Genomic DNA, 25,227 nt, shown 5'->3' with positions numbered 1-25,227 from the left:
GGATGGAGACAAACGAAACACAGCAGGGAGAATTTTCGGTTCAGGTCGAGGCGATCGGAAAAGAGATCCTGTATGTTGCTAGAAATGAGCTGTATCTCAAGATGCGGTTCATGGATGTGGCGTTCAGCAGCCTTCGTTTCAGTATGGATCCGGAGATCCAAAATATCGGGACAGACGGGGAGATGATCTGGTTTCATCCGGCTTGGCTTGGAGGTGCATACCGGGAAGATCGGCGGATCGTATGCAGGGCATATCTCCACATGGTACTTCACTGTCTCTTCGGCCACCTGTTTGTGAGAGGAAGACGGGAACGGGAATTTTGGGATCTATCCTGCAATATTGCGGTGGAGTCCATCATTGACAGTCTTTCTTATCCGTGCGTGAGGATGCCTATGTCTTATCTTAGAAAGGAAATTTACCGAAGGATCAGACAGGAGACAAAAGTCATGACGGCCCAGAAGATCTATGCTGTTATCACGGCATGGGGAATGACGGAGACGGAGCGAGTGCAGATGTTTGAAGAATTTGCGGCAGATTCGCATCTGTTTTGGCCCTCCCCGGATAAGCAGAAAAAGACGCCGAATGAGACGGAGAACAGCTGGAAAGAAAAAAGCCAGCAGATGGAACTGAACCTGGATACCTTTGCCAACGATCAGGCAAAAGGAGCGGGAAGCCTTCTTGAACAGCTCCGCATCGAAAACAGAAAACGATACGATTATCGGGACTTCCTCCGCAAATTTTCGGTGTGGAAAGAAGAGATCGGAATCGACCAGGATGCGTTTGACTATGGATTTTACAGCTACGGACTTTCACTTTACGGCAATATGCCGCTGATTGAACCTCAGGAGACAAAGGAAGTCAAAAAGATCGAAGAGTTTGTCATTGTCATTGATACATCGATGTCGTGTTCCGGAGAACTTGTAAAGAAATTTCTGGAAGAGACGTACGATGTGCTAAGCCAGAACAACAGTTTCTTTCGGAAAGTCCATATCCATATCCTGCAGTGTGACGAGAGAGTACAGGAGGATGTGAAGATTGAAAAAGAAGAAGACTTAAAAAACTATATGGACAATCTGGAACTTCGGGGAGGCGGTGGGACGGATTTCCGACCGGCGTTTGCTCATATTGAAGAGATGGAAGAACAGCATATTTTCCGAAATCTCAGGGGTGTCATCTATTTTACGGACGGACAGGGGATTTATCCTTCCAGGAGGCCGTCTTTTGATACCGCTTTTGTGTTTTTGGAGGAAGAGGGAAAAGATATTCACGTGCCTGCATGGGCGGTAAAGCTTGTGTTGGAGGAAAGCATATTTATGGACGAGGAAAGGAACGAACAGGATGAATATTAAAAGAGCGAAACAGGAAATCAAAGACTCTATCGAAGCTTATCTGCAAAAGGATGAGACAGGGCACTATCTCATCCCTTCAGTAAGACAGAGACCGATTCTTCTGATGGGGCCTCCAGGTATCGGAAAGACACAGATCATGGAGCAGATTGCCAGAGAATGTGGGATTGGACTCGTCTCCTACACCATTACCCACCACACAAGACAGAGTGCAGTAGGGCTTCCCTTTATTCGGGAAAAGGAGTACGGAGGCAGGATGTATTCTGTGACAGAATATACGATGAGCGAAATAATCGCGTCGGTGTACGAAAAAATGGAAGAGACCGGACTAGAAGAAGGAATCTTGTTCCTCGATGAGATCAACTGCGTGTCGGAGACATTGGCACCTACGATGCTTCAGTTCCTCCAGTGTAAGATGTTCGGAAATCACAAGATACCAGATGGGTGGATCATTGTTGCCGCCGGTAACCCTCCGGAATATAACAAGTCGGTCCGGGAGTTCGACATTGTGACGCTGGACCGTCTGAAACGTATGGATATCGAGGAAAATTATGACGTGTGGAGAGAGTATGCTTACCAGGCTCAGATCGCGCCTGTCATCCTGGCGTATCTGGAGATACGAAAAGGCCACTTTTACCGCATTGAAAATACGGTGGACGGGATGCAGTTTGTGACCGCCCGAGGCTGGGAAGACCTGTCTGAACTTTTGAAAGCATATGAGCGTCTCGGGAAGAGGGCAGATCGGGACGTCGTTCATCAATATCTGCAGAACTGGGAGGTGGCAAAAGAATTTGCCAATTACCTGGAACTTTATGAGAAATACAAAAAAGACTATGGACTTGAGAAAATTGTGGCGGGAGTTTACAGCGAGGATGTCTTTGAAAAGCTTCAGTATGCTGCCTTTGATGAGAGATTCAGCATCGTTGGGATGTTGAACGGGAAGCTTTCAGAATATTTTCGGAACTACACGACACAAGATCGGTTAACTGAACTGATTTTCGAAAAGCTGAAAGTATACAAGGAAAACCGGAATCTGGATGAGACTATTGAGACTTTTGGACGCCAGATCAGGGAAAAGAAACGGGCGCAGCATCTGACAAGGAACCAGGAATATCTGGAAGAGAGTGCGCTGGAAATCCTGGAGACATACCGACAGAAATGGAAACTTCAGAATGTGGCCGATGACCGCTGTTTTGAAGAGGAATTTGCCTTTATAAAAGAACGGTTCGAAGAGCAGGTCGAAAAGAGAGAAGAGACTGCACATCAGACAGAGGAGGCATTGGAAAATGTTTTCTGCTTTTTGGAACAGGTATTTGGAGAAAGCCAGGAAATGGCCGCTTTTGTGACGGAGCTGAACACAAACGGGGACAGTATTCGCTACTTAAGAGAGAATGACTGCCCGTATTATTATAAATACAATAAGGGACTGCTGTTTGACGAGCGGCGGAAAGAAATTTTAAGTAAGATGGAAAAGATAGAAAAAACATGCTAAACTGCTGTAAAAAAAATGAAAAATAGAGTATACTTAGAGGGAATACTGTCATTGAAAAGGAGGAGATAAAAATGGACAGAAGAAATGTATGGAAAACATACACCCAGGCAGACTTGAAAAAAGCAGAAGAAATCAGTGCAAGATACAAAAAATGCCTGGACGGAGGTAAGACGGAACGGGAGTGTGTAGAGATTGCAACCCGCATGGCGGAGGAAGCAGGATACCGCCCGCTTGAAACATATAAAAAAGAAGGACAGGCTTTAAAGGCCGGCGACAAGGTTTATACCTCTTTCATGGGTAAGATGATCCTTCTCTTCCAGATCGGAAGCGAACCGCTGGAAAACGGAATGAACATCCTGGGCGCTCACATTGATTCCCCACGTATCGATGTAAAGCAAAATCCAGTTTATGAATCGGACGATATGGCATATCTTGATACACATTATTATGGAGGAATCAAGAAGTATCAGTGGCTTGCATCCCCACTTGCCCTTCATGGAGTCATCGTCAAAAAGGATGGCACAAAAGTCTGCGTGAATATCGGAGAAAATGAAAATGATCCGGTATTTGTCATCACAGACCTGCTCGTACATCTGTCAGCACAGCAGATGGAACAGAAGGCAAGCGCTGTTGTGGAAGGGGAAAACCTGGATCTTTTGATCGGATCCCATCCGCTCACTGAGGCAGAAGGTCTTGAAAAAGAAGACAAAGAGGCTGTAAAAGCAAACGTACTCAAAATCCTCAAAGAGACATACGATATCACGGAAGAAGATTTTACATCCGCAGAGCTTGAAATCGTGCCGGCAGGAAAAGCAAGAGACTGTGGTATCGACAGGAGTATGGTTCTGGCTTACGGACAGGATGACAGAATCTGCGCATTTACATCCCTTTTTGCGATGCTTGACAATCCGCAGATCAGCCGGACAGCCTGCTGCATCCTCGTTGACAAAGAAGAGATCGGAAGTGTGGGGGCTACCGGTATGCATTCCAGATTCTTTGAAAACACAGTGGCAGAGCTTGTGGCAATGACATCAGGGGAATCTGAGCTGAAAGTAAGAAGAGCTCTCCAGAATTCCAAAATGCTCTCTTCAGATGTAAGTGCTGCTTACGATCCGATGTTCGCATCTGCATTTGAAAAACGCAGTTCTGCATTCTTCGGAAGAGGACTTGTGTTCAACAAATTCACAGGAAGCCGCGGAAAGAATGGATCTAACGATGCCAACGCAGAATATATCGCACAGATCCGCAAAGTCATGGACGAAGCGGAAGTCGGATATCAGTACGCAGAACTGGGTAAAGTAGACGTAGGCGGAGGCGGAACGATCGCTTACATCATGGCACAGTATGGAATGGAAGTCATCGACAGCGGTGTGGCCGTACTTTGCATGCACGCACAGTACGAAATCGCAAGCAAAGCCGATATCTACGAGGCTGTAAAAGGATATAAGGCATTTATCGAGCACATCGGGTAGAAAATCCGATAAATTTCTTGACGAACTATGTTAAACCATTTACAATATTAGCAGTGGGAAACCGCAAAACAGTAATAGTGGCGCAGGATGATACGGCTTGATTTCAGATAAGAACGAAAGTCGTGCTTTTTCGCGTCGTATATTACAAAATAATATTAGGAGGACATATAAACATGGCTACAAAATGGGTGTATATGTTTACAGAAGGTAACGCTACAATGAGAAACCTTCTTGGTGGTAAAGGTGCCAACCTTGCAGAAATGACAAGTCTTGGACTTCCGGTACCGCAGGGCTTCACAGTGACAACAGAAGCTTGTACACAGTACTATGAAGATGGCAGACAGATCAATGAAGAAATCATGAGCCAGATCATGGAAGCAATCGAAAAACTGGAAGGCATCACAGGAAAGAAATTCGGAGATAAAGAAAATCCGCTTCTTGTATCTGTTCGTTCCGGAGCAAGAGCTTCCATGCCGGGTATGATGGACACAATCCTGAACCTTGGTTTAAATGAAGACGTAGTTAACGTTCTGGCAGAAAAATCCGGAAACCCGAGATGGGCATGGGATTGCTACAGAAGATTTATCCAGATGTACTCTGACGTAGTAATGGAAGTAGGTAAGAAATACTTCGAAGAACTCATCGACAAGATGAAAGCAGACAGAGGAGTTACACAGGACGTAGAACTTACAGCAGAAGATTTACACGAACTTGCTGAACAGTTCAAAGCTGAATATAAAGAAAAAATCGGCGCAGATTTCCCGACAGATCCGAAGGAACAGTTAATGGGAGCTGTAAAAGCCGTATTCCGTTCTTGGGACAACCCGCGTGCGAACGTATATCGCCGTGACAACGATATCCCGTATTCATGGGGAACAGCTGTCAACGTACAGATGATGGCATTTGGTAACATGGGAGATGACTGTGGTACAGGTGTTGCATTCACACGTGACCCAGCTACAGGAGAAAACGGACTCTTCGGAGAATTCCTTACAAATGCACAGGGCGAAGACGTTGTTGCTGGTGTTCGTACTCCGATGCACATTTCCGAAATGGAACAGAAGTTCCCGGAAGCATTCGCACAGTTCAAAGAAGTGTGCAAGACTCTGGAAACACACTACAGAGATATGCAGGATATGGAATTTACTGTAGAAAACGGTAAACTCTACATGCTTCAGACACGTAACGGTAAGAGAACAGCTCAGGCTGCTCTTAAGATCGCATGTGACCTGGTTGATGAAGGAATGAGAACAGAAGAAGAAGCTGTGGCTATGATCGATCCTCGTAACCTTGACACACTGCTTCATCCGCAGTTTGACGCAGCTGCATTAAAAGCTGCTACACCGGCGGCAAAAGCACTTGGAGCATCTCCGGGAGCTGCTTGCGGTAAGATCGTCTTCACAGCAGAAGATGCAAAAGAATGGGCTGCAAGAGGAGAAAAAGTCGTTCTTGTACGTCTTGAAACATCTCCGGAAGACATCGAAGGTATGAAAGCTTCTCAGGGTATCCTGACAGTTCGTGGTGGTATGACATCTCACGCTGCCGTTGTTGCACGTGGTATGGGTACATGCTGTGTATCCGGATGCGGCGATATCGCTATGGACGAAGAAAACAAGAAATTCACACTTGCCGGAAAAGAATACCATGAAGGAGATATCATCTCCATCGACGGTTCTACAGGTAACATCTATGACGGAGCAATCCCGACAGTAGATGCTCAGATCGCTGGAGAATTCGGAAGAATCATGGAATGGGCAGATAAATATCGTAAATTAGGAGTAAGAACAAACGCTGATACACCGGCTGACGCTAAGAAAGCACGTGAACTCGGCGCTGAAGGTATCGGACTTTGCCGTACAGAGCATATGTTCTTCGAAGGCAACAGAATCGATGCATTCCGTGAAATGATCTGCTCCGAAACAGTAGAAGAAAGAGAAGCAGCTCTGGAAAAAATCCTTCCGGAACAGCAGGGAGACTTCGAAAAACTTTACGAAGCTCTTGAAGGATGCCCGGTTACAATCCGTTTCCTGGATCCGCCGCTTCATGAATTCGTTCCGACAGACGAAGAAGACATCAAGAAACTTGCTGATGCTCAGGGCAAGACTGTAGAACAGATCAAGACAATCATCGCATCCTTACACGAATTCAACCCGATGATGGGACATCGTGGATGCCGTCTGGCTGTCACATATCCGGAAATCGCAAAAATGCAGACAAGAGCGGTTATCCGCGCTGCAATCAACGTGAAGAAGAATCATCCGGATTGGAACGTATGCCCGGAAATCATGATTCCGCTCGTTGGAGAAGAAAAAGAATTAAAATATGTAAAGAAATTTGTTACTGAAACAGCAGATGCTGAAATCGCTGCAGCAGGTGTAGAACTGAAGTACGAAGTTGGTACAATGATCGAAATCCCGAGAGCAGCTCTTACAGCAGATGACATCGCAAAAGATGCTGAATTCTTCTGCTTTGGTACAAACGACCTTACACAGATGACATTCGGATTCTCCCGTGACGATTCTGGTAAATTCCTTGACGCATACTATGACGCTAAGATCTTCGAAAACGATCCGTTCGCAAAACTGGATCAGACAGGCGTTGGTAAGCTTATGGAAACAGCAATCAAATTAGGAAAATCCACACGTCCAGACTTACATGTAGGTATCTGTGGAGAGCATGGTGGAGATCCAAGCTCCGTAGAATTCTGCCACAAGATTGGCTTAGACTACGTATCCTGCTCACCGTTCCGTGTGCCGATCGCAAGACTTGCAGCAGCACAGGCAGCTATCAACAATAAATAATAGATTACAATTATCGATTTAAAGATATTGTTTGTAAAAATCTATATTTAGCACTCAAAAAGGGAAGCGCAATGCTTCCCTTTTTTGTGTTTATGGGGGCATTTATCATAGCCGAAGCAACTTGTATTTATCAATAAGAAAGAATATTGAATGGTTAGAAAAAATGGGGCAATTTAAATAACAATACAAAAAAGGAAAAAGTTTTAAAGAAAATTATCAAAGAATAGCTAATGGAAGCTACTCGAATAATGGCGGCGACGTTACGACAAATGACGGATCGGAGAACAATCCAGGTCAGATGGGAGGCGGTATGGCACCCCAGGGAGGAATGGGAAGAAATCACGGCGGTCGGTAATGTAGGGAGGTTCTAACCTTTTGGTATATACTGCCAAACGAAACGGCACTTCTTTAAGGCAAAGGCGTGTTCTATAATCAAGGTAAAGAAAACCAGGAGGTAAGAAGCGATGAAGAAAAGCAGAGTGTTGGCCGGTCTGCTCACTGTTGTGGTATTGCTGGCAGGATGTGGGAAAAATAGTCCGGACTCTGATGTGGAATCAGAAGCCTTGGTATCAGAGAAATCTCAGACAATAGTGCAGGAGGGAAACAATGTGGTAACAAGCGGAAGCCTTCCGGAAGAACTGGCAAAGATTCCGGAGGATTATTTCCGGGAAGCGGATCAACAAGGGACACTGGTAGAGCTTGACTACGATACGTACGAATCTATGACATATGACGAAGAAAGAGAAGTGCTCCATAAGAGAGCGATCGTCTATCTGCCATACGGCTATACAGAGGATCTGTCATACAATGTCTTTTATTTGATGCATGGCGGATGGGAAGATTCAGCCGATGATCGTAGTCTGCCCGACTTACAACAATGAGAGCCAGGAGGACAGTTCAGACTATTCTCTGGCAATCCAGCTGACAGACAATTATCATAATGAATTGGTTAACGACCTGATACCGGCAGTGGAAGGGACTTATAGTACTTATGCTCAAGATACTACTCAGGAAGGACTTCGTGCGTCACGGGATCACAGGGCGTTTTGCGGATTTTCCATGGGATCAGTAGCCACATGGAGGACATTCCAGTATTGTCTGGACTACTTCCGTTATTTTATGCCTTCCAGCGGAAGCCTGTCGTTTGATGGGGAAGATATGGCATCTATCGTCAGGGATTCCGGACATGAGTGGAACGACTTCTTTATTTTTGCTGCATCTGGAACGGATGATTTTGCCTACTCCTCATTCAAAAATCAGATTGAAGCGATGGCAGATGTGAATGACGGAACATTTCGGTATGCGGATAATGAAAGAGAAGGAAACCTTTATTTTCTGGAAGAGGAAAATGGCACCCACAGCGGAGAATACGCAATGCAGTATTTTTATAATGGACTGTGTTGGATTTGGAAGTGATATGCTGCACACGAAGGCAAAGACTGATCCTAAATATAGGATATGAAAATAAAAAATCGCCAGAACCGGCATTTTGCCGGAACTGGCGGTTTTTCATTATGGACTTATTTTACAGCCCTGATTCGGTTATCCTGCGAATGGTGCGCCATATATGAACATATTGCCGGAAATTCCGTTGTAGGAGATGCTGTCTGAGTAATCGGATGCGCGGAACAGTTTGTCGAGACCGTACACTTCAAGATGGTGGTTTGCTGGAAGTTCTACCTCGTTTTGCTCCACGGTGTAGCGGAAATAGAGATGGTAGTCTTTTCCTTTATATTCGTAATATCCGTTGCCATTATAGTGAGCGATATGTTCCCGGAAGATAAGAGCTTCTTTGAAAAAGTTTTCCGGATCTGGATTCGGAAAGGCTTTTGTAAGATAGAACCGGAAGTTAGCGGCGTCGTAATTGGTAACGTGGATTACGATGTAATCGCTGCAGTCAGGGTTACGGGAAATCCTGTAAGTGCCGTCTTTTGGAGGAAGCGGACTTGCGATTGTTCCGATGTAGTCTCCTGTTTCTTTGGTGGAAGGAGTGTCCTGCACTGTTTCTTTTTTGGTGTCAGTTTTTGTAGTATTCGCGGTGCTGTTCGGGGTAGTCGATTGTTCTTTTGCGGTATCTTTTTGTTCTGCTTTGTTTTCATTTGCTTCTTTCACGACATTCTCTTTTTCCAGATCTGTCGTTTCTTCATTTTCTTTCTTGTCAAGATCCAGCCGGACTGTTTTTATCTTTTCTTCCTCCGCTTTTTTTTCTTCTGTTTTTTTACCACAGCCGGAAAGGATACAAGAAAGTACAAGTACTGTTATGATAAAAAGTTTCTTCATATCGATCCCTCCTTCAGTGAGATGCCTGTTTATCTCTTCCTGGTTTCAGTATAGCGTATCCAAAAGATAAAAGTCAAAAAATAATGCTACATTTAATTTTAAAGTTAGAAATTATTAACTATAAATATAAATATTCAGAAACAAAAGGCGTTTGTTTCCGAAATATTAAAAGAAGGTTGACGAGATATGTCAAAAGATAAAAATAAAAAGGAGGAGGGGGCGAATTTTTCCTGAAAAATAAAGTCATAATATTGCGGCAAAACAACTTAAATGATATAATAATTTAGAATAAAGTAGGGAAGATGACAGAAATATTTGCGGGTAAAAGAGCAAACCGAAAATTGCGGGACAGAAAAAAGAGAGGGGGTAGTGTCCCGGAAACAGGAAAGGAGTGAGATGGATGAAACAGTTCCATTATATCATTACTGATAAAGCAGGAATCCACGCAAGACCGGCCGGGGTTCTCGTGAAAAAAGCAAAGAATTTTGAATCGTCGATTGAAGTCAGAAAAGATGTGAGGAAGGCAGATGCAAAAAAACTGTTGGAATTGATGGGGCTTGGCATTCGATTCAATGACGAGATCATCGTTGAGGTATCCGGAACAGACGAAGAAGCGGCATGTGATGAGATCAGAAGAACGCTGAAAGAAGTATTATAGATAAAAAAGAACAGAAGGTGTAAAAATGGGAAGTATTTGGCATGATATCAGTGAAGAAAGGATTTTTCCTACAGATTTTATTTCTGTAATCGAAATATCAAAAGGAAGTAAGAAAAAATATGAACTGGATAAGGAAACCGGGATGATCATCTTGGACCGTGTCCTTTACACATCCACACATTACCCGATGAATTATGGGTTTATTCCGAGAACACTCGGGGATGACGGAGATCCGCTGGATGTGCTCGTGATGTGTTCAGAACCGTTGGAACCACTTACTTTGGTACGCTGTTATCCAATCGGCGTCATGAAGATGACAGATGGAGGAGCGGGCGATGAAAAGGTCATCGCGATCCCATGGGCAGATCCAACTTATGAAATGTACACAGATATCTCGGAACTGCCTCAGCATATTTTTGATGAAATCCGACATTTCTTTACTGTCTACAAAGATCTGGAAGGGAAGAAGACGGCGGTAAACGAGTTTGAAGGAGCGCTCGGGGCAGTAAAAGTTATTGAAGAGTGTATTGAACGGTACAAAGAAAAGTTTGTAAACCCAAAAGAGTAGGCGCCGAAGACAGATACATAGAAAAAATAAAGTGAATTCAGGTGGTGCTATGTCAGACAGAAAGAAAAATCCTCTGAGAAAGAGTTTTGGATACGCCTTTTCTGGGATTTATACCGGGATCAGAAAAGAGAGGAATATGAAAATCCATTGCGTGGCTGCGTGTCTTGTCACTGCTGCGGGTCTGATCGTCGGGCTGACAATCACAGAATGGTGTATCTGCATCATACTTTTTGGAGCGGTCATGGCATTGGAGCTTGTGAATACGGCCGTGGAAGCGGTAGTTGATCTGGTAACGGAAGAGAAAAAACCTCTTGCAAAGATAGCAAAAGATACGGCGGCAGGTGCGGTGCTGATCATGGCAATTGCAGCAGCTGCTGCAGGACTTTTCATCTTTGTCCCGCATGTAATGGAATGGATATTCTAACGGGACAAAAGAAAGGAGATAAAAGATATGGATGGTCTTGGAGAAAACTTAAAGAAAGTCGTTCTTGCAGGGATAGGGGCAGTCGCTGTGACGGCGGAAAAATCTAAAGAACTGCTGGATGAAATGATCAAAAAAGGCGAGTTGACAGTGGAGCAGGGCAAAGTGCTCAACGAAGAACTCAAGCATAACATTAAAAAGACAGTAAAAGAAAAGGTTAACGTTTCTGTAAAACCTTCCTCTCCGGAAGAGCTCACGGAACTTCTCGGCAAAATGACGCCGGAACAAAGGGAGGAGCTTAAGACACTCCTGAAAGAGCTTGAGGAGCAAAAAGCCGAGAGAGAAGAGCCTGAAGAGAAAACGGAACAAGAACCAGACAAGCAGCAAGATGAAGAAGGACATAGATGAGTACACAAACATCTGACAAGTACGGAAAAAGGCTGAGAGAAATCACAGCTGTTCTCCACAAACATGAAATTACGCGCGGGGTAACGCCGGAAAAACTCCGCATGATCCTGGAAGAACTGGGACCTACATATATCAAACTCGGGCAGATCGCATCGATGCATTCGGATATTCTGCCGAGAAGATACTGCGAGGAACTGATGCGGCTTCGCTCAGAAGTAGCTCCAATGGAATTTGAGCAGGTAGTCGAAGTGCTGGAAGACTCCTACGGATGTCCTTATACGGAAATTTTTGAGGAAATCGAGAAGGATCCGCTGGGCTCTGCATCCATTGCCCAGGTTCACAAGGCTGTCCTGAAATCAGGCGAGCTTGTCGTTGTAAAAGTGCAAAGACAGGGAATCTACGACGTCATGTCAAGAGATATCGGCCTTTTGCACAAGGCGGTCAAGGTGCTGCCTACAGGCAGGATGAAAGGGCTTGTGGATCTTGATATGGTCCTGGATGAACTGTGGACGGTAACGCAGGAAGAGATGAATTTTCTTGTGGAAGCGGCTAATATGGAAGAGTTTTCCAGGAAAAATGAACAGATTGCGTTTATAGGTACGCCGAAGTTGTACAAGGAATACACGACCACCCATGTATTGGTTATGGAATATATCGACGGTTTTGCCATCGATGATAAGGAAAGCCTTCTGGAAAACGGTTATGATTTAAAGGAAATCGGGACAAAGCTTGTAGATAACTATATCAAGCAGGTCATGGAAGACGGATTTTTTCACGCCGATCCTCATCCGGGCAATGTGAAGATCCGGGATGGAAAGATTATATGGATCGATATGGGAATGATGGGGAGGCTCACAGAGAGGGACAAGGATTTGGTGGCGGAAGCCGTCAAAGGTGTGGCGGCAAACGATGTGGGACTGATCCTGGAAGTCGTCATGGCTCTTGGAGAATTTCGGGGCAAACCGGATCAAAGCCAGCTTTATAAAGATATCGGCGATTTGCTCTCCAAGTATGGGACAACGGATATCGGAAACATAGATATCGCGGATGTTATCCAGGATCTGATGGAAGTGATGAAAAATAATAAAATTACCATGCCGCATGGGCTTACGATGCTTGCACGGGGGCTTACCCACATGGAAGGCGTCATCGCAGAGATCTGTCCGGATATCAATATGGTGTGGATAGCGGCTGCCAGGATGGAGAATCCGTTATATCTGCAAAAAAACTGGAAAAAGGCTTTGAAAAAGAGCGGCAGGAGCATGTACCGTTCTTTTCAGAAGGCGCTTGATCTTCCGGCTCTGGCGGCGGATATCCTGCACGGTTTTCTGAAAGGACAAAATCGGATCAATCTGGATCTCCACGCTACCGAGGATTTAAACGAGATGCTGACAAGCCTTGTGAAAAAGCTCGTTATGGGTTTCCTTGTGACTGCGCTTCTGATTAGCTCAAGCATTATCTGTACGACGGATATGGAGCCGAAAGTGTGGGGGATACCGGCCCTTGGGGCTTTTGGGTATATTTTGGCGCTCGGGATTGCGCTTTTCATTTTTTTGAGTCATTTTAAGTTCAAAAAGTAGGAGATAAAGGGATGTGCCAGTGCACATCCTTTTTAAGGAATCTGTTTGTATTTATTGTGATATACGGAAAAATCGTATATACTATTATACATGTATGTCCTTCGGAAAAATGGACAGAAAGAAAGGAAAAGAAAGATGAGTCAAGAAAATAAACAGAGTATTCCAGGTAAAGAAAAATTAGCGGTAATGGCAAAAATGCAGAGAGCGGCCATCGTTTACAGTCTCTTGTCTGTGTGCACGAGAATGCCGTATGTGATCTGTGATCCGGAGACATTTGACGATCAAATCCTTTTGTATCTGGATATGGACAAGGCAAAGGAAATGGCGACAGAACTAAAAGAGAAAAATGAGCCGGTGCAGATTTTAAAAATCGATAAAAACCAGCTGCTGGTATTTTTCTCCAATCTGTATACCATGGGAGTAAATTCGGTTATCATAGACGACGGAAGCCAGAAGACACGGTTTCAGCTGGAAGAGATCGTACATAGGGTAGATGAACAGGAGATCCCGGAAGGACAGTTCCGCATTGAAAATCCACAGTTTCATCTTACAGCTCTGTATTTGATGCAAAAGATGGTGCATGCCTCGGAAGAAGGTGCACAGGAGGAGATAAACGAACTCCGTGAGGAAGCTATGGCACACTTTAAAAAAGGCCGTTATATCGTTGCCTTTGAAGAAAAAAAAGGCGCGCCGCTTCTGACAGCAAAAAACGGGGATCAGTATCAGCCAATTTTTACAGACCTGTTGGAATTTCAGAAATTTAACAGGGAAAAGAAATTTAAGACAGCAGTCGTGGAGGCAAGCAAGGTAGTAGAGATTATTCCGAAAAACGTGAAGGGAGTTGCGGTAAATCCATTTGGAGTCAATCTTCAGCTTCAGATCAACCGGAAACAAAAAGAAGAGCAGTAGTGTAAGCAGTCCAAAGCTCTGCCAGTAATGCAAAAATCGTCAAATTAGTAGTATATTAAAATGAAAATATCAAGAAAGTATGATATAATATAGAAAAATATACTGAAAACGGAAAAGACGAATAAAAAGGAGGCAGAGAAATGTTAAAAGGGAAAGTTGCAGTTGTAACAGGAGGCACAAGAGGAATCGGATTTGCTACAGTAAAAAAATTCCTGGAGAACGGTGCAAAGGTTGTACTTTTCGGTTCCAGAGAAGAGACGGTCAAGAAAGCAGTGGATAGCCTCAAAACGGAAAATCCGAACTGGACTGTAGAAGGGGCATGGCCGGATCTTGGAGATGCGGATCAGGTGGCGGATGCAATCGGAAAAGTAAAGGAAAAATTTGGAAAGATCGATGTTCTTGTCAACAACGCAGGGATTTCACAGAGTACGAGAATAGAAGATTATGATCCGGCAGATTTTGACAAGATTATGAACCTGAATGTGAAGGCGTTGTTCTACACGATCCAGCCGACAGTGAAGATCATGAAAGAACAAGGCGGAGGCTGTATTTTAAATACAAGTTCCATGGTCAGCATCAGTGGACAGCCGTCTGGTGTCGGATATCCGACAAGTAAGTTTGCGGTAAACGGAATGACAATTTCCCTCGCAAGGGAATTGGGACCGAGCAATATCAGGGTCAATGCGGTGGCGCCGGGTATCACAAAGACGGATATGGTGGCTGCATTGCCGGATGCCATGATTCAGCCGCTGATTCAGACGATCCCGCTTCGGCGGATCGGCGAACCGGAAGATATCGCGAATGCATTTCTTTTCCTGGCCAGTGATCTTGCGTCCTATATCTCGGGAGCAGTGCTTTCTGTGGACGGTGCTACAAGAGTTTAGAGCAACAGTGTAAGGAAGGGCAGTTGGCAGGCGGATAGAAGAGATCCGCACGAGTGGACAAAAGGAGATGATAGCATGACCAACAGTACCATCATTACAATAGGAAGACAGTTCGGAAGCGGAGGGCATGAGATCGGAAACCGTCTTTCGGAAAGGCTTGACATTCCGCTTTATGACAATAATCTAATCTCCATGGCTGCACGGGAACTTTCTATCAGCCAGGAAGCTGCGGCGAAAGTTGACGAGACGATACTTGGGAAATTTCTTTCGGCATATGTTGTGAACATGAAAGATTACACAGTGTTTATCAATGAAAACAGCGATGGAGTACCATTGAGCGACAAAGTTTATGAAGCGCAGTCTGCCATCATCACTAAGCTGGCGGCAAGAGGTCCGTGCATTTTTGTAGGACGATGTGCGGATTATATATTGGGAGATTACAGTAACTGCATCCACACGTTTATCTGCGCATACAAAGAAGACCGGATCCGCAGAATTATGAAGATCTACGGTTTGAATGAAAAACAGGCCTGGGATAAGATCAAAAAGATGGACCGGGAGAGAAAAACTTACTACGAGGCACATACAGGACGGGAGTGGGGAAGTATTTCTGCCCATGGAATGCTTTTTAACGCAAGCCTGCTTGGAGTTGGCGGTGTTGTCGATGCAATGGAAGCCATCTACAGAAAATGGGAGAGCCGTGAAAAATAAACTTGAACGGATAATAGAAACTGAGGGTCATAAACACCCTCAGTTTTATGTTTCAGAAGCCAAATTCCGCCGGAAAAGTTGACTTTGCAAGTGGTTTGGAGATATAATCATACCGTCAATATGGGAATAAATAATAGAAAAGGGCAGTGAAATATGAGTAAAATGAGTCGGAAAGAAAGAGAGGCCTATGAAAGGGCGATGGAGCGGAGAAAGCGAATGAATCGTCAGACAGGGCCGAATCGAAGAAGACCAGATCCGTCATCAAGGGGAGATGGAAGACGGGTTAGGAGAAGGTATGAGGAAGAACGGTACACATACGATGATTATGATCAGCCGTACGGACGTTATGATACATATGAGGAGGAAGAGTACAGACCTCGCAGGAGAAGAATGCCGGAGGATCTGGATTTCCGCTATGAAAAGAGAAGAAAAAGACCAGAGAGGACTGCACCTTCAGGCCGGGGCGAAAGATATCAAAAGCCGGTAAGAAGGAAAAAAGCAGGACGACTGATCCTTCTGATCCAGCTTTTTGCAACGGTATTGTTTCTGTTATCAGCAGTATATCTCGGTATGTTTCCGTGGTTATATCTTGGGATTGCATCCATAGTCCTTTTGCTTCTGGCGCTTGGTGTTTACCGGATGCAGAACGGCTTCCGCCCAAAACGTTTCCTTGGGACGCTGTTAGGGCTAGCGCTTAGCGCGATCCTTGTGGCGAGCTCTTTTTTCATGTATGAGGTGCGATCTGCACTTGGCAAGATCACAGATGGAAATGAGGCTCCGGAACTCACAGAAAAGGCGGCGGGGATCGATGTCTCTCAGGAACCATTCAGTGTATATATCAGTGGTATCGATGTGTACGGGGAAATCACGCAGCAGAGCAGAAGTGATGTGAACATCATCGCTACAGTAAACCCGAAAACAAAAGAAGTGCTTCTTGTTACGACGCCGCGTGATTACTATGTGGAGATTCCGGGTGTGTCCGAAGGTCAGAAAGACAAATTGACCCATGCAGGAAATTATGGAATAGGAACTTCCATCGCCACACTGGAGAATTTATATGAAGTAGATATTCCTTTCTATGTGCGAGTGAACTTTACATCGTTGATCCAGATGGTAGATACCCTTGGAGGGATTGACGTGAAATCAGAGCTGGAGTTTGACACCGGGGAAGAGTCCGGACTTGTCATGCACGTAGAGAAAGGACTCAATCATTTTAACGGGCAGGAGGCGCTGGCTTTTGTAAGGGAGCGGCATGCCCTGGAAGATGGGGATAACCAGAGAGGAAAGAACCAGCAGGCAGTCATCGAGGCAATGATCAAAAAGGCCATGTCTCCATCGATTTTGATCAAAGGACCAAAACTGATCGATCAGGTAAGCGGAAATACGGAGACAAATATGACGACAAAACAGCTCCAGGAACTTGTACGAGCCCAGCTGACAGGACTGAACGGATGGAATGTGACATCTGTGGCGGCAGAGGGTACGTCGGCAAGAAAATATTGCTACTCTTATTCCGGAGGCACCTTATATGTGACGATACCGGACGAAGCTTCTGTAGCCGATATCCGGGATAAGATCAATGCCGTGGAGGAGGGGAAATAAAAGGAGAGTGAAGCTGTGCAGATAGCAGAACTTAGAATCCGAAATTTTAGATCCATACAGGAACTGCATCTTTCAGGAATTGAAAATGCGCTGATCCTTGTAGGACAGAACAGTACGGGAAAAACAGCTGTTCTGGATGCGATACGGGCGGTAAGCGGTATTTATGAAATCCGAAAAGAAGATTATCAGGAAGATTATCCGAATATTGAGATTGCTGTCACACTGAAGATAGAAGAGGAAGATCTGAAAATACTGCACGATCATGGATGTATAAGCGGGTATCGAAGATACGAAGCATGGTTTAAGGATTTTTGTGCGAAGCTGCCGTCTTTCCACAATGGCCTGCTCTCTTTTGAGTATGTGGCAAACAGAGAAGGAAAAATCCGTTACAGTGACGGTATTCAGAAAAATAATCCGTATCTCCGGGAAGTATTCCCCAAAGTGTACGATATCGGAACAGATCGAAGCCTGGAGCATTTTCAGGAAGATCTCTTGATGATGCAGGAGGATGAGCTTTTAAAGCAGATGCGGTCAGGGTGCTGTATGTTTGATCGGGCAAAGATGTGCAATCACTGTTTTTCCTGCATCGGGCTGATTAACAAGAAAACAACGGAAGAACTAAACGCATTCGAGGCGGCCAAACTTTTGGAATACAAACTTTACAATCTCAATCTCGACACCTTTTCCCAGAAAGTAAATGCAACTTTTCAAAAAAACGGCGGAAAGGACAGGATTCGTTACTCCATGAGCCGTGATATGGAAAAAATGCTCAGCGTGACAGCGGAAATATGCAATGACGGGCAGAAACAGCCCCGCCCGGTCCATACAATGGGGAAAGGGATGCGAAGCATCTACATGCTTTCACTTTTGGAAACCTATAAGGAAGAAAAAGAGGAAAGTCTGGATCTCATCCTTGTGGAAGACCCCGAGATTTATCTCCACCCAACCCTCCAGAAGGTGTCCGGAGATATTCTTTACCGTCTTTCCAGAAAGAGCCAGGTTGTCTTTTCCACCCATGCGCCGGATCTTTTGGCCAACTTCAACAGCAAACAGATCCGACAGATCGCGAGGGGAGAAGACGGATTTTCCTTTGTGTATGAAAAGACCGATATCAGCGCGGTGCTGGACGATCTGGGATACTCGGCAAATGATCTGATGAATGTGAATTTTGTTTTTATTGTGGAGGGAAAGCAGGATAAGAGCAGACTTCCGCTTCTTATCCGGAAGTATTATTCCGAGACGTACGATGAAGATGGGAAGCCGTCCCGTATTGCCATCATCACGACAAACAGCTGTACGAACATAAAAACATATGCCAATCTCAAATATATGAATCAGATCTATCTGAGAGATAATTTTCTCATGATAAGGGACGGAGACGGAAAAGACAGTGAAATACTGAAATATCAGCTTTGCCGTTACTATGAAGAAAGAAACAGAGAAGATGCCGACAAGCTTCCGCGAGTGACAGAACAAAATGTTCTCATTCTCAAATATTATTCTTTTGAGAACTACTTTTTGAATCCGAAAGTGATGGCGCAGCTTGGCATTATTGAAGATGAAGAGGCATTTTACCGTATCTTTCTGGAAAAATGGAATCAGTATCTGTACAAGATCAAAAGCGGCAGGAAACTCAGGGAAGTAATCGGAGAAGAAATCCGTACCGAGGAAGATGTGAAAAAGCATATGGAAGATATCCGCATCCACATGCGGGGGCACAACCTTTACGATATTTTTTACGGCAGATATAAAAAGCAGGAAACCGAGCTGCTGAAACGATACATCGACATTGCACCGCGGGATGATTTCAAGGATATTCTGGATTCTATCGAGCGGTTCCTCTACTTTGAAAGCAAAAAGAAGTAAATAGTGAGATACGAAAAAGTACAAGTGTGGAATCGAACATTTGTACTTTTTTGCTTTGCGTACTATATACTTTTATAATTATATTTGCTATAATGTGCAAAGGAGCGGGCAGATGGGTAAATAGTATGTTGTAGATTTATTTTGTTTGAGGAGAATAATATGGACCATTTTGAATTAGTATCAGAATACAAACCAACCGGCGACCAGCCTCAGGCGATCGAACAGCTTGTCAAAGGGTTTCGGGAAGGCAATCAGTGTGAGACCCTCCTGGGAGTTACGGGATCCGGAAAAACGTTTACGATGGCCAACGTCATCCAGCAGTTAAACAAACCGACGATCATCATCGCCCACAATAAGACTCTGGCGGCACAGCTTTACGGAGAATTTAAGGAATTTTTTCCAAACAACGCAGTGGAATATTTTGTCTCCTACTATGATTATTACCAGCCGGAGGCTTACGTACCGTCATCCGACACTTACATTGCAAAAGATTCCGCCATCAATGACGAGATAGACAAACTTCGCCATTCGGCTACTGCAGCGCTTTCTGAGAGACGGGACGTCATCATTGTGGCCAGTGTGTCCTGTATTTACGGTCTGGGAAGTCCTATCGATTACCAGGAGATGGTCATTTCTCTCCGGCCGGGCATGATCAAAGACAGGGATGATGTGATACGGAAGCTGATTGACATTCAGTATGACAGAAATGATATGGATTTCAAACGGGGAACTTTCCGTGTACACGGGGATGTTGTGGAAGTATTTCCAGCCGGAGCGGAGGAAAATATCATCCGGGTGGAATTTTTTGGAGATGAAGTTGACAGAATAACAGAAGTAGATGTTTTGACCGGAGAGATCAAAAATGAGCTGAATCATATTGCTATCTTTCCGGCATCCCACTATGTTGTATCAAAAGAGAACATGGACAGGGCGATAAAAGAAATAGAGGATGAGCTTGAAAAGCAAATTCAGTTTTTCAAAGGAGAAGATAAGCTTTTGGAGGCTCAGAGGATTTCTGAGAGGACGAACTTTGACATCGAGATGCTCCGGGAAACCGGATTTTGTTCGGGGATTGAAAACTATTCCCGTCATCTGACCGGGCTTGCAGAAGGGGAACCTCCGCACACACTTTTGGACTATTTCCCGGATGATTTTCTGATGATCATCGACGAGTCTCACAAGACGATCCCTCAGATCGGAGGGATGTACCATGGAGATCAGTCCAGAAAGACGACGCTCGTAAACTATGGTTTCAGGCTGCCGTCGGCAAAGGACAACCGTCCCCTCAATTTTGAAGAGTTTGAAAGCAAGATCGATCAGGTCATGTTTGTGTCTGCCACACCGGGGCCTTATGAGGAGAAAAACGAACTTCTCCGGGCTGAACAGGTTATCCGCCCGACAGGGCTTCTTGATCCGGAAGTAGAGGTCAGACCGGTGGAAGGCCAGATCGATGATCTTGTGGGAGAAGTAAATAAAGAAGTAGAAAAGAAGAATAAAGTTCTGATCACGACGCTGACGAAACGGATGGCGGAAGATCTGACAGACTATATGCGGGAATTGGGCATACGGGTGCGATACCTGCATTCCGATATCGATACACTGGAGAGGACGGAGATCATCCGGGACATGCGCCTGGATGTATTTGATGTGCTTGTCGGGATCAACCTTTTGAGGGAAGGGCTGGATATCCCGGAGATTACGCTGGTGGCAATCCTGGATGCGGACAAAGAGGGATTCCTTCGTTCAGAGACATCCCTGATCCAGACCATCGGGCGTGCAGCCAGAAATGCAGAAGGACATGTGATCATGTACGCGGATACCATCACGGATTCTATGCGGATCGCCATCGAAGAGACAAAACGAAGACGCGCTGTGCAGATGAAATACAATGAAGAGCACGGCATTACACCGAAGACGATACAGAAAGCGGTGCGGGATCTCATCAGTATTTCCAAGAAGGTGGCAAAACAAGAATACATTATGGAAAAAGATCCGGAATCCATGAGCCGGGAAGAGTTGGAAAAACTGATCAAAGACCTTACGAAGCAGATGAAAAAAGCGGCGGCAGAACTTGATTTTGAGACGGCGGCCGAACTTCGGGATAAGATGATCGAGCTAAAACAGCAGCTGAACGAGCTGATATGATAAATTTTGACAGAGAAAAGAGCAGGAGAAAAACATGGAGAACAGGCAATATATCCGTATACGCGGAGCAAATGAACACAATCTGAAAAATATCGACCTGGACATTCCGAGGAATGAACTGGTCGTTCTCACCGGACTTAGCGGGTCCGGGAAATCTTCCCTTGCCTTTGACACGATCTATGCGGAAGGGCAGAGAAGATATATGGAATCACTTTCCTCTTACGCGAGACAGTTTCTCGGACAGATGGAAAAGCCAAATGTGGAGAACATAGAGGGACTTTCTCCGGCGATTTCCATCGACCAGAAATCCACCAACAGAAACCCTCGTTCCACGGTAGGAACGGTAACGGAAATATACGACTATTTTCGGCTTTTGTACGCGCGGATCGGTATTCCGCACTGTCCGGTCTGTGGAAAGGAGATCAAAAAACAGACGGTAGATCAGATGACGGATCAGATCATGGAACTTCCGGAAAGGACAAAGATTCAGCTCCTGGCGCCGGTCGTGAGAGGACGGAAGGGGACGCACGCAAAGCTTTTGGAAAAGGCGAAAAAGAGCGGGTACGTGCGTGTGCGTATCGATGGGAATATGTATGAATTGACAGAGGAGATTTCTCTTGAAAAGAATATTAAGCACAACATAGAAATCGTCGTGGACCGTCTTGTCGTAAAGCCGGGTATCGAAAAACGTCTGACAGATTCCATTGAGACCGTTCTTTCTCTGGCGGAAGGACTTATGACAGTGGATGTGATTGGTGGGGAGCCGATCAATTTCAGCCAGAGTTTCTCCTGTCCGGACTGCGGTATCAGTATCGATGAGATCGAGCCGAGAAGCTTTTCTTTCAACAACCCATTTGGGGCCTGTCCGGAATGTTTCGGTCTTGGGTATAAGATGGAATTTGACGAAGAGCTGATGATACCGGATAAGTCGCTGAGTATCAATCAGGGTGCGATCGCAGTCATGGGATGGCAGTCCTGCACAGATCCGTCCAGTTTTACAAATGCCATTTTGAGAGGGCTGTGTGAAGAATATGGATTTGATCTGGATACTCCGTTTGAAGAATACCCGAAAAAGGTCCATGATATCCTTCTTTACGGAACAAACGGGAAAGAAGTCAAAGTTCGGTACAAGGGACAGCGCGGAGAGGGAATATACGATGTCGCTTTTGACGGACTGATCAAAAATGTCGAGAGGAGATACCGCGAAACAGGATCGGAGGCAATGAAGGCGGAGTATGAGACATTTATGAGGATCACGCCTTGCCACGCCTGCAAAGGCCAAAGGCTGAAGAAAGAGGCGTTGGCTGTGACAGTAGGGGACAAAAATATTTACGAAGTGACATCTATGTCCATCGAAAATCTGCAGCAATTTCTGGAGCAACTGAAGCTGACTCATACGCAGGAGCTGATCGGAGGGCAGATTCTCAAAGAAATCCGTGCAAGGATCGGATTTTTGATGGATGTAGGACTGGATTATCTTACTTTGGCAAGGGCGACCGGGACGCTTTCCGGCGGGGAGGCACAGAGGATCCGGCTGGCCACGCAGATCGGATCTGGTCTTGTCGGGGTGGCTTATATTCTGGATGAGCCGAGCATCGGCCTTCATCAGAGGGATAACGATAAGCTCCTGAAGACTTTGCAGCATCTACGTGATCTTGGAAATACACTGATCGTGGTAGAGCATGATGAAGATACGATGCTTGCGGCAGACCATATTGTGGATATCGGACCGGGGGCGGGCGAACACGGTGGAGAAGTCGTGGCTCAGGGGACTGCACAGGAGATCATGGACACTCCGGGATCGATCACAGGGGAGTATTTGAGCGGGAGGATCAGGATCCCGGTACCAGATGAACGTGCCAAACCATCGGGATTCCTGAAAATCAGAGGAGCAAAAGAAAATAATCTGAAAAATGTCGATGTGGATATTCCGCTTGGCATTATGACTTGCGTGACCGGAGTGTCAGGTTCCGGAAAGAGTTCCCTCGTAAATGAAGTATTGTACAAAACGCTTGCCAAAGTACTGAACCACGCAAGAGTCATACCGGGAAAACACCGGGAGATCAAGGGACTGGAGAAACTCGACAAGGTAATTGATATCGATCAGTCGCCGATTGGGCGCACGCCGAGATCAAACCCCGCAACATATACCGGAGTTTTTGATCTGATCCGAGATCTCTTTGCCGCTACAGCAGATGCAAAGGCCAGAGGTTACAAAAAAGGAAGATTCAGCTTTAATGTGAAAGGCGGAAGGTGTGAGGCCTGCAGTGGGGATGGGATACTGAAGATTGAGATGCATTTCCTCCCGGATGTATATGTACCGTGCGAAGTATGTCATGGAAAACGCTATAACAGGGAGACACTGGAAGTCAAATACAAAGGAAAGAGTATTTACGATGTGCTGAATATGACAGTGGAAGAGGCGCTGGAATTTTTTGAAAATGTGCCAAGTATACGGAGAAAAATGGAGACACTGTATGATGTGGGTCTCTCCTATATCCGTCTTGGACAACCGTCTACCACACTTTCCGGAGGGGAAGCGCAGAGGATCAAGCTGGCGGCAGAGCTCAGTAAAAGAAGTACCGGAAAGACGGTCTACATCCTGGATGAGCCGACGACAGGACTGCACTTTGCGGATGTTCATAAACTGACTGAGATTTTGCGCAGACTTGCGGCGGATGGCAATACGGTCATCGTTATTGAACATAACCTGGATGTCATCAAGACGGCGGACTACATCATCGACATGGGTCCGGAAGGCGGAGACAAAGGTGGTACTGTCATTGCGCAAGGCACCCCGGAGGAAATTGTAAAATGTCCGCAATCCTACACAGGACAATATCTTGCCCCATTCCTTAAGAAAAAATAAAACTTCTATTTTCTTGGAAAAAACTCTTTCCATTTAAAGGAAGATTGATTATAATAACAAATGTATGCTGTGGGATGTGTATTTATGCCTGCCGCAGCGCAGAAGAGGAAGTATGATAGACGAAAGATGATGGAAATAGATGGGATTTGTGAAAGGGGTTTATTTGATTGATGTCATCAGTAGATATTGGAATCGATTTGGGAACTGCGAGCGTTCTTGTTTATGTGAAAGGAAAGGGCGTTGTGCTAAAAGAACCTTCTGTAGTCGCATTTGACAGAGATACGAATGCTATCCGTGCGATCGGGGAAGATGCACGTCTGATGCTTGGCAGAACACCGGGAAATATTGTGGCAGTAAGGCCTCTCAGGCAGGGAGTTATCTCAGACTACACGGTCACAGAAAAGATGATCAAGTATTTTGTCCAGAAAGCACTTGGAAAACGTACTTTTAAAAAGCCGCGCATCAGCGTCTGTGTTCCAAGCGGTGTGACGGAAGTGGAAAAAAAGGCCGTGGAGGAAGCTACATTTGCCGCTGGAGCGAGAGAGGTTCATCTGATTGAGGAGCCGGTGGCAGCAGCCATCGGAGCTGGAATTGACATATCCAAAGCATGCGGAAATATGATTGTGGACATTGGAGGAGGAACATCCGACATTGCGGTCATTTCCCTTGGCGGAACGGTTGTCAATACATCCATCAAGATCGCCGGGGATGATTTTGATGAGGCTATTGTAAGATATATGAGAAAGAAACACAATCTTTTGATTGGAGAGCGTACCGCAGAAGATATCAAGATCCGGATTGGTACGACTTACCCGCTCGTGGAAGACGAAGCGATCGAGGTAAGAGGGCGAAATCTTGTGACAGGACTTCCAAAGACGGTTACAGTGACTTCCTCTGAGACGGAGGAGGCGCTCAGAGAGCCTACCAGCCAGATTGTGGAAGCGGTTATCGGAGTACTGGAGAGGACTCCGCCGGAACTTTCTGCAGATATTCTGGATCGGGGCATTGTCCTGACTGGAGGAGGCGCTCTGCTGAGAGGTCTGGAAGAGCTGATTGAAGAGAAGACAGGCATCAACACGATGACTGCGGAAGATCCGATGAAGGTTGTAGCGATCGGTACCGGTCAGTTTGTGGAATTTATGAGTGAGAGCAAAAAATTCAATGCATAAACATAGAGAGAACTGTTGCAGAAAATATTCTGCGGCAGTTCTTTTC

At 45.3% G+C, this 25,227-nt stretch carries 20 protein-coding genes; 19 read left to right on the top strand and 1 reads right to left on the bottom strand.

Annotated features, from left to right (window positions below):
- The first annotated feature begins 2 nt into the window (after positions 1–2).
- The 6 genes from FLB61_RS01970 to FLB61_RS01945 all read left to right on the top strand — a co-directional run bounded on the left by FLB61_RS01970 (position 3) and on the right by FLB61_RS01945 (position 8,527).
- The gene (locus FLB61_RS01970) at positions 3–1,349 is read left to right on the top strand and encodes a vWA domain-containing protein (protein WP_221919255.1); all 1,347 of its coding nucleotides are present in this window, start codon (positions 3–5) and stop codon (positions 1,347–1,349) included.
- Positions 1,339–2,838, top strand: coding sequence for an ATP-binding protein (locus FLB61_RS01965; protein ID WP_221919254.1), 1,500 nt, complete (start codon positions 1,339–1,341; stop codon positions 2,836–2,838). The genes FLB61_RS01970 and FLB61_RS01965 overlap by 11 nt, the downstream gene beginning before the upstream one ends.
- Positions 2,839–2,909: 71 nt before the next feature.
- Positions 2,910–4,310 (top strand): aminopeptidase, encoded by a 1,401-nt coding sequence (locus FLB61_RS01960; RefSeq protein ID WP_221919253.1) that lies wholly within the window; start codon positions 2,910–2,912, stop codon positions 4,308–4,310.
- A gap of 173 nt (positions 4,311–4,483) precedes the next feature.
- Positions 4,484–7,111 (top strand): pyruvate, phosphate dikinase, encoded by a 2,628-nt coding sequence (gene ppdK / locus FLB61_RS01955; protein ID WP_221919252.1) that lies wholly within the window; start codon positions 4,484–4,486, stop codon positions 7,109–7,111.
- A gap of 464 nt (positions 7,112–7,575) precedes the next feature.
- Complete coding sequence (locus FLB61_RS01950; protein WP_221919251.1) at positions 7,576–7,992, top strand: hypothetical protein; 417 nt, start codon at positions 7,576–7,578, stop codon at positions 7,990–7,992.
- Positions 7,961–8,527 (top strand): alpha/beta hydrolase, encoded by a 567-nt coding sequence (locus FLB61_RS01945; protein ID WP_221919250.1) that lies wholly within the window; start codon positions 7,961–7,963, stop codon positions 8,525–8,527. Before FLB61_RS01950 ends, FLB61_RS01945 begins: the two co-directional genes overlap by 32 nt.
- Before the next feature lie 126 nt (positions 8,528–8,653).
- Here FLB61_RS01945 and FLB61_RS01940 read toward each other — a convergent pair whose 3' ends face one another.
- Positions 8,654–9,391 carry a hypothetical protein gene (locus FLB61_RS01940; protein ID WP_221919249.1) on the bottom strand — a complete coding sequence of 246 codons (738 nt, stop codon included), beginning with the start codon at positions 9,389–9,391 and terminating at the stop codon, positions 8,654–8,656.
- Between the two features lie 400 nt (positions 9,392–9,791).
- Between FLB61_RS01940 and FLB61_RS01935 the strand changes: the two genes are divergently transcribed.
- The 13 genes from FLB61_RS01935 to mreB all read left to right on the top strand — a co-directional run bounded on the left by FLB61_RS01935 (position 9,792) and on the right by mreB (position 25,181).
- Positions 9,792–10,049 (top strand): HPr family phosphocarrier protein, encoded by a 258-nt coding sequence (locus tag FLB61_RS01935; RefSeq protein ID WP_087201819.1) that lies wholly within the window; start codon positions 9,792–9,794, stop codon positions 10,047–10,049.
- A gap of 25 nt (positions 10,050–10,074) precedes the next feature.
- A complete protein-coding gene (locus tag FLB61_RS01930; RefSeq protein WP_087201817.1) occupies positions 10,075–10,617 on the top strand; it encodes an inorganic diphosphatase in 543 nt (180 codons plus the stop codon).
- A gap of 49 nt (positions 10,618–10,666) precedes the next feature.
- Complete coding sequence (locus FLB61_RS01925) at positions 10,667–11,041, top strand: diacylglycerol kinase family protein (RefSeq protein WP_087201815.1); 375 nt, start codon at positions 10,667–10,669, stop codon at positions 11,039–11,041.
- Positions 11,042–11,068: 27 nt separating this feature from the next.
- Positions 11,069–11,446, top strand: a complete 378-nt coding sequence (locus tag FLB61_RS01920) for a phasin family protein (protein WP_087212460.1) — start codon at positions 11,069–11,071, stop codon at positions 11,444–11,446.
- Positions 11,443–13,026, top strand: coding sequence for an ABC1 kinase family protein (locus FLB61_RS01915; protein ID WP_087212462.1), 1,584 nt, complete (start codon positions 11,443–11,445; stop codon positions 13,024–13,026). The genes FLB61_RS01920 and FLB61_RS01915 overlap by 4 nt, the downstream gene beginning before the upstream one ends.
- Positions 13,027–13,161: 135 nt before the next feature.
- A complete protein-coding gene (locus FLB61_RS01910; protein WP_221919248.1) occupies positions 13,162–13,935 on the top strand; it encodes an SseB family protein in 774 nt (257 codons plus the stop codon).
- Between the two features lie 140 nt (positions 13,936–14,075).
- On the top strand, positions 14,076–14,819 hold the full coding sequence (locus tag FLB61_RS01905; protein ID WP_087213392.1) for an SDR family NAD(P)-dependent oxidoreductase: 744 nt from the start codon (positions 14,076–14,078) through the stop codon (positions 14,817–14,819).
- 75 nt (positions 14,820–14,894) lie between these two features.
- Positions 14,895–15,530, top strand: coding sequence for a cytidylate kinase-like family protein (locus FLB61_RS01900; RefSeq protein WP_087200061.1), 636 nt, complete (start codon positions 14,895–14,897; stop codon positions 15,528–15,530).
- A gap of 216 nt (positions 15,531–15,746) precedes the next feature.
- Positions 15,747–17,132 (top strand): LCP family protein, encoded by a 1,386-nt coding sequence (locus FLB61_RS01895; protein WP_246599057.1) that lies wholly within the window; start codon positions 15,747–15,749, stop codon positions 17,130–17,132.
- Between the two features lie 15 nt (positions 17,133–17,147).
- Positions 17,148–18,998, top strand: a complete 1,851-nt coding sequence (locus FLB61_RS01890; protein WP_221919247.1) for an ATP-dependent nuclease — start codon at positions 17,148–17,150, stop codon at positions 18,996–18,998.
- A gap of 159 nt (positions 18,999–19,157) precedes the next feature.
- Entirely contained in the window at positions 19,158–21,143 is a 1,986-nt protein-coding gene (gene uvrB, locus FLB61_RS01885) for an excinuclease ABC subunit UvrB (RefSeq protein ID WP_087200068.1), read from the top strand.
- Between the two features lie 34 nt (positions 21,144–21,177).
- Positions 21,178–24,012 (top strand): excinuclease ABC subunit UvrA, encoded by a 2,835-nt coding sequence (uvrA, locus tag FLB61_RS01880; RefSeq protein ID WP_087200070.1) that lies wholly within the window; start codon positions 21,178–21,180, stop codon positions 24,010–24,012.
- A gap of 170 nt (positions 24,013–24,182) precedes the next feature.
- The gene (gene mreB, locus FLB61_RS01875) at positions 24,183–25,181 is read left to right on the top strand and encodes a rod shape-determining protein (RefSeq protein WP_087200072.1); all 999 of its coding nucleotides are present in this window, start codon (positions 24,183–24,185) and stop codon (positions 25,179–25,181) included.
- Positions 25,182–25,227: the final 46 nt, after the last annotated feature.

Origin of the sequence: Sellimonas caecigallum, assembly GCF_019754295.1 — a bacterium.
Taxonomy (GTDB): domain Bacteria; phylum Bacillota; class Clostridia; order Lachnospirales; family Lachnospiraceae; genus Sellimonas; species Sellimonas caecigallum.
The sequence above is the reverse complement of the archived record's forward strand: the minus strand, read 5'-3'. Positions and strand labels throughout refer to the sequence as shown.